The sequence below is a fragment of the Planctomycetota bacterium genome, assembly GCA_038746835.1.
GTDB lineage: Bacteria > Planctomycetota > Phycisphaerae > Tepidisphaerales > Tepidisphaeraceae > JBCDKH01.
Genome location: JBCDKH010000203.1, coordinates 1 through 6,241 on the forward strand (window position 1 = coordinate 1; position 6,241 = coordinate 6,241).

Here is a 6,241-nt window from a genome sequence, read left to right on the forward strand (position 1 = left end):
CTGCTCGGCACCGACAGCCACACCTGCACGGCCGGGGCATTCGGACAGTTCGCGACGGGCGTCGGCAACACCGACGCGGCCTTCGTGCTCGGCACCGGCAAGACGTGGCTCAAGGTGCCGCCGACGATGCGGTTCGACTTCGACGGTGAAATCCCGCCGTACCTGACCGCCAAGGACATGATCCTGGCCGTCATCGGCGAGATCGGCGTCGACGGGGCGACCTACCGCTCGATGTACTTCTCCGGTGACGGCATCGCGTCGCTCACGCTCGAAGACCGCATGACGCTCACCAACATGGCCATCGAGGCCGGTGGCAAGAACGGCGTGTGCGACGTCGACGAGAAGACCCTTCAGTACGTTCGCGCCCGCAGCAATCGCCCCGAGTGGGACGTCGTCACCGAGGACGACGGTGCGGAGTACCACAGCCGTCACGCGTGGAACCTGGGTGTCCTGGAGCCGATGGTCGCCAAGCCGCACTCGCCGGACAACAAGGATCTCGCCCGCAACTGCACGGACGTCAAGCTCGACCGGGCCTACATCGGCTCGTGCACGGGCGGCAAGATCACGGACATGATCTTCGCGGCCAACATTCTCGTCGGGCACGAAGTGAAGATTCCGACCTACGTCGTCCCTGGCAGCACGGAGGTGCACGCCGACATGAAGCGGCTGAACCTGCGCGGCGTGGAGAAGGACACGAACGAGAAGAGCATCGAAGACGTCCTCGCCGACGCCGGCTGCCTGATAGGCCCGTCCGGCTGCGCCGCCTGCCTCGGCGGCCCGAGCGACACGTTCGGTCGACTCAACGAGCCGCTGACGTGCATCAGCACGACCAACCGCAACTTCCCCGGGAGAATGGGCGACAAGAAAGCCGGCGTCTATCTCGCTTCACCGCTGACGGTCGCCGCCAGTGCCCTGACCGGCCGCGTGACCGACCCGCGGGACTACGTCAGCCAGAAGATCGAAACCGGAACGGCGGGCGTGGTCTGACAGTCATGGGTCACGCGTCGACGCCGTCGAGCGTTCCCCAAGCTTGTCGCGTGCGGCGATCGAACGCTTGGACTGTGAAGTCGGCTTGCCCGCGGTCGTAGGCCGCTTGTTGCCACTGTCGAAGCTTGGCTTGGTCAGCCGCGATGGTTCGAAGCTTCGCGGCGAGGTCATCGGCATCGCCGCTGGCGTAGAGCAGACCGGTCGAACCGTCCGCGACGAGTTCTGGCGTGCCGCCCGTTGCCGTCGCGAGCAGCGGAAGGCCATCGACGAGTGACTCGCACACCCAGAGGCTGCACGGTTCCGGATCGAGTCGGCATTGCAGCCCGACGTCGTACTCGCGGTGTCGCTGGCGAAGGTCATCGACGAACCCGCGCAGCGTGATGCTTTTGTCGAGGTGCGGGCCGGCGAGTTGGCGGAGCTCGTCGGCGTAGGCGTGGTCTTCGTCTGAGACCTCGCTGCCGTAGCAGTCGAGTGTGATCTGAACGCCTTCGTCCAGAAGTCGTCGGATCGCTTTGATCGCGATGTGGTGCCCCTTGCTCGGAGTCAGTCTGCCAGCGGTGAGGCAGCGAAGCGGTGGGAGACTCGCCGGCTCTGGCGGGTTCTCGTGCATCGGTTCAGCGGCATTTCGCACCGTTTGCGATGGCACTCCACTGGCAAGCCAGTTCGCAGCGATGAAGTCGCTCGCGGGAAGGAGAAGGTCGGCGCCCCATCGAGCGAGCGCGTGATTCATCTTGATGCCGAGCCCAAAGAGCCGGCTGGCCGTTGTGTTGTTGTTGATCTGCCAGCCGACGCGGAAGCCACGTTTGCGAAGAAAGCCCGCGACGAGCTGGTGCGTCAGTCGCTGGGTCTGGACGAATCGCACGCCACGCTCCTTGAGCATCGGCTCGAGGGTCAGTGCTTCGCGCCGGCTCCGCAGCATTCCGCCCGGCAGCGTCGCAAGCGTCTTCGAAGAAGCGCCGACGGCAGTAAAACCCGTCACCGGCCGCTCGATGACGGGAAAACCGCCGTCTTTCAGGTAATCCAGCAAGGGACCGGTCCCGAAGGCGACATAGGTCGCGTCGGGCCAGACAAGGGTGTAAAGCCGGACGATCGTGCCGATGCCGTACTTCTCGCGGCCATCGACAAACATGGCGACGTGACGCGGATCGAACGTAGTGGCAGCATCCTCTGACATGCGGCGGACGGTAAGCGGCTGCCGAGCGATGGCGCGGCGTGTCAGTTGAGCTCGCCGGCTGGGCGAGTGCGTTCGAAGGCGGTGATGCTGCGGTCGCGCTGCCAGTACGTGTCGTACACTCGGCCGCCATGGGTGGTGAATCGGCCCGGGCCGCCGCTGTAGTGGCCGCCGAAGCCACCGAAACCGCCGAGGATGCGCTGGCGATCATCAATCTCGCTCACGAAGAGCGTGACCGATGGCGAGTCGAAGCCGAGCAGGGCCGTCTCGGCTCGGCCGGCCCGAGCCAGCCTGGCTTCAAGGAAGGTGCGGACCTCGGCTTCCTGCGACACGGACGCGAATTGGACCGGCAACGAATACGCCAACGCTGCCGCGGCAGGGCGTGTCTCTGGTCGCGGCGAGTCTGGTCCGCTGGAGCAGCCAGCAAGGGTCGCCGATGCCAATGCGACGACGACGACAATGCACATTCGCCTCATGGCATCCGAGTGGGGCAACCACGGTGCCGCCGTGACGAAATCGGTGCTGCGGGCCTTGCCGCCAAGTCACTCGTGCGGGTTGTTGCCGCATGACAACATCGCGATGTGGTCGCAGAGCAGAATCAACATCCCCGACACGGTGACGCAGCAGGCAAGAGCGGACGCGAATATGTCGTTTGTAATTGAACCGTTCACGCCGACGCGGAGGCCGGGTAAACCGTTGAAAGCAGACGCCTTAGACGCCCGCCGCACATCGCCGCGACGGGTGTCGACCCATCGGAACTCGCCGATCCAAGCCGCACGGAGCCCCTTCATGCAGACCGTCACGAAGAAGGACTTGATCGAACGCATCGCCGACAAGACCGACGAACGCCGCAGCGTCGTCAAGGATGTCATACAGACGTTTCTCGACGATATCGTCGACGAACTGTCCGAAGGCAATCGACTCGAGTTTCGCGACTTCGGCGTCTTCGAGACGGCCGTCCGCAAGGCACGGCGTGCCCAGAACCCGCGCAAGCGGCAAGCCGTCTGGGTGCCTCAGCGGACAACGGTGAAGTTCAAGCTGGGCCGGCTGCTCAAGCTCAAGCTCGAAGCGCTCGACGAGCAGCGCAACACCGCCGCACAAGGCACGCCCGCGCCGGCCAACCTGCCCGTCGCTGCACTCAAGAGCCAGCAGCAGAAGGCCCGTCCTGTTCCGGTTGCCGTCGGCGGGTAACGAGCGCGGCAGAGACGGCGCGCTCACCGCCCGCGACAGAACGGGTTACAACTTGAAGCCCGAAAGCAAGGCGTTACATTGCCAGGACGCTCGGCACGAGGCCGGCGATGTTCAACCTCTGACACGGGACAGCCAGGATGGCTCTACTTCGAAAAGACGTTCGTGTCGCCTTCATCGCGGCCGGGGCACTCGGGCTCGCGGGCGTTGGTTATGTCGGCGTGCTTCTGTTCTCCGGAGACGACGAAGAAACAGCCGCTGCCGACACGAACGACGCGATGACCGCGTGGGACCCGGTCGTCAACGACGCTCCAATTCAGGGACTTTCTGACGGACCGTCGCTGGAAGATCTTGGCGTTGTCGCTCAGGACGCACCATCGCTGGACACCGGCGATGATGTCTGGGGCGACGAGGTTCTGGTCACGACGACAACCGTTCCGTCCGCTGAACCCGAGTCTGAAGACAGGAACGACGACCTCGCTGCCAAGCTGGCCAACTTCGGCAAGCCGGCGGAGTCAGCCACACCCACGCCGACCGATCGCGCCTTCGACACGGCCGCACGCGAGCACATTCTCGCCGAGGGTGACACGTTCGTCAGCCTGTCGGAGCAGTACTACGGCAGCGACGCTCACTTCGACACGATTCGTCGCGCGAACCCGAGTCTTGATCCTCGGCGACTGAAGATCGGCGACCTGATCGTCATTCCGAGCCTCGACAGTGCCGGCAAGCCGCGCGGCCTTCCGGCGATCAACGCCGATCCCACGACGCACACCGTTCGCCCGGGTGAGACGCTGTCCGACATTGCACGGTCGCGTCTCGGTCGTTCGGCCCTGTGGAATGCCGTGTACGAGCTCAACCGCGACCTGATCGGCGATGATCCGGCCCGATTGAAAGTCGGCATGGTGCTGCGGCTGCCGCAGTAACCAGCAGCAGCAACGTGCGACCAGACGCCGCAGCACGTGCGGCCGGTGTTGAAAACCGTCTGTGCGGCTGATTCGTACCATCTGACCGATGACGGCTGCCGATGCCGGGCCGATGGCCCCCGCGACATCCTCTCCGCCCATCCGTGCGACGACACCAGACGTGTTCGGTTGGTTCGGCTGGGCGTGGAACAAGACGTTCAACAGCGTCCTGTTCGGCATCATCTTGATGGTGCTGCTCGCGCTCTACGTCGCGATCGGCAGCGGCATTCCGGAGGTCCGCGAGGCCTTCGAGATGAACGAGATGCAGTTCTTCAACGCGTGGCCGATGCCGACGTTGGCTGCGCTGCTCGTCGTCAACCTGCTCACCGTCTCGCTCAACCGCATTCCGTTCACGCTGCCACGGATGGGCGTCTGGACGATCCACCTGGGCATCATCGTGCTGATCTTCGGCATGACGGTCTACTTCTCGCAGAAGACCGAAGGCCTCACGCTCGTCCGCACCGGCGAGCAGGTCAACTGGTACTACGACGCCCACGAGCGTGCTCTTTACCTGACCGCTGGCAAGCGAAAGGCCGAGCCGATTCCGCTGCCGGACCTTCCGCGGTTCGATCCGCACGAAGGGGCCGAGTGGTTCGCCGATCGCGGCATGGGTGGTCTTGTGCCGCAGGTCTTCGCTTACGACGAGGCCACGCGCACTGGTCGAAGCACGCCGCTTCACGACTCGCCGTCCATTTCGATGGACGACGGCGAGCCGCTCTACCTCGACCTTGTCGCATTCCACCCGTACGCCGTCGTCGGCAACAGTTACGCCCGTGGCGGCGGTGAGCTGACGGGCATTCGCATGACGCTGCGAGCGTCTGAGACAGGCGACGAGCGATCGCAGTGGCTCGTCGCCGAGCAGTCGGAGCACCTTCGGGAAGATGCTGCCTCGTCCAAGGTCGCCACGCTGAACATTCGGCACCTCCACCGCACGGACGAACTGACCGGCGAACTGCTCGCCTCAGCAGCCCGGGAAGCCCACGAGGTCTCCTGGCGTGTCGGCGGCGAAGACCCTCACACCGGGGGCGTGTCCGGCACAATCACCATCGAGCCGGGCGAACGGGTCGCGCTCGACGACACCGGCTACGAACTGGAGGCCGTCGCCTTCTTGCCGGGCTTCCCACTCTTTGGCAATGGCGAGCCGGTCGACGCCTTCGAGCTGCTCGTCCACCCGCCCGCCGATTCGCCCCACGGCAAGACGTTTCGCCGCTATCTCCTGGACGAGCGACACAGCGAGACCGATTTCGTCCTGGGCGTCGAGGGTGCCGGGCCGAAAGGTCAGCGGCAGGAGACGCTGGTCGACGAGACGATTCACCTCCACTACGACCTCGCCGACGGGCTCGATCTGCTCCCCAAGCCCGGCGAGGACGAGCGACACACACTGCTGACCAAATCAGACCGGGCCGGCTTCTGGCACGTCGTCACCCGCGCCGATCAGCCGACGCGGCTCGAAGACCTTCCTGACGGCAAGCTCGAACTCGCCGTCAACGGCCAGCGGCGTGATCCGGAGTCTGGCATCGTCACGCCGATGACGCTCGATCTGGACCTCGAGCGGGTCGATGAGGTTCGGCATTCGCCTTGGGTGCGCGAGGTGCCCAGCGAGCAGCGCGACCGCGACGCGGCGATGGCCGGGACCTTCCAGGTCGTGACGATCCGTGCCCGCCGCGGCGACTGGGAGCAGACCGTCCACGTGCCTTTCAGTCAGTGGATCGACCAGATGGCCTGGCAGCCGGCCGCATTCGAAGTCCCCGGCATGGCCGAGCCGTTGCGGCTTCAGCTTGGCAACACGCGTAAGGAAATCCCGGCCCGCGTTCGGCTCGATGCGTTCGAGCTCGTTCCTTACGCGGGCGACTTCACCAAAGACTCGGCCATGCGGGACTTCCGCAGCCTGCTCACCGTCGACCCGCGCGGCGGCGAGCCGGGCGGCGTGACC

6 protein-coding genes are annotated in these 6,241 nt (G+C 65.3%); 4 read left to right on the forward strand and 2 right to left on the reverse strand.

What is annotated here, in order from left to right:
* On the forward strand, positions 1-987 hold a 987-nt coding region (locus AAGI46_14870; protein MEM1013489.1), incomplete at its 5' end, for an aconitase family protein.
* Between the two features lie 10 nt (positions 988-997).
* On the opposite strand, the gene AAGI46_14875 is transcribed toward AAGI46_14870, so the two are convergent.
* Positions 998-2,161 (reverse strand): glycosyltransferase family 4 protein, encoded by a 1,164-nt coding sequence (locus tag AAGI46_14875; protein MEM1013490.1) that lies wholly within the window; start codon positions 2,159-2,161, stop codon positions 998-1,000.
* Between the two features lie 41 nt (positions 2,162-2,202).
* On the reverse strand, positions 2,203-2,490 hold the full coding sequence (locus AAGI46_14880) for a hypothetical protein (protein ID MEM1013491.1): 288 nt from the start codon (positions 2,488-2,490) through the stop codon (positions 2,203-2,205).
* A 313-nt stretch (positions 2,491-2,803) separates the two neighbouring features.
* On the opposite strand from AAGI46_14880, the gene AAGI46_14885 reads away from it, so the two are divergent.
* From AAGI46_14885 to AAGI46_14895, 3 genes are all read left to right on the forward strand, one after another.
* Positions 2,804-3,349, forward strand: a complete 546-nt coding sequence (locus AAGI46_14885) for an HU family DNA-binding protein (GenBank protein ID MEM1013492.1) — start codon at positions 2,804-2,806, stop codon at positions 3,347-3,349.
* A gap of 137 nt (positions 3,350-3,486) precedes the next feature.
* A complete protein-coding gene (locus AAGI46_14890; GenBank protein MEM1013493.1) occupies positions 3,487-4,269 on the forward strand; it encodes a LysM domain-containing protein in 783 nt (260 codons plus the stop codon).
* Positions 4,270-4,357: 88 nt separating this feature from the next.
* On the forward strand, positions 4,358-6,241 hold a 1,884-nt coding region (locus tag AAGI46_14895; GenBank protein ID MEM1013494.1), incomplete at its 3' end, for a hypothetical protein.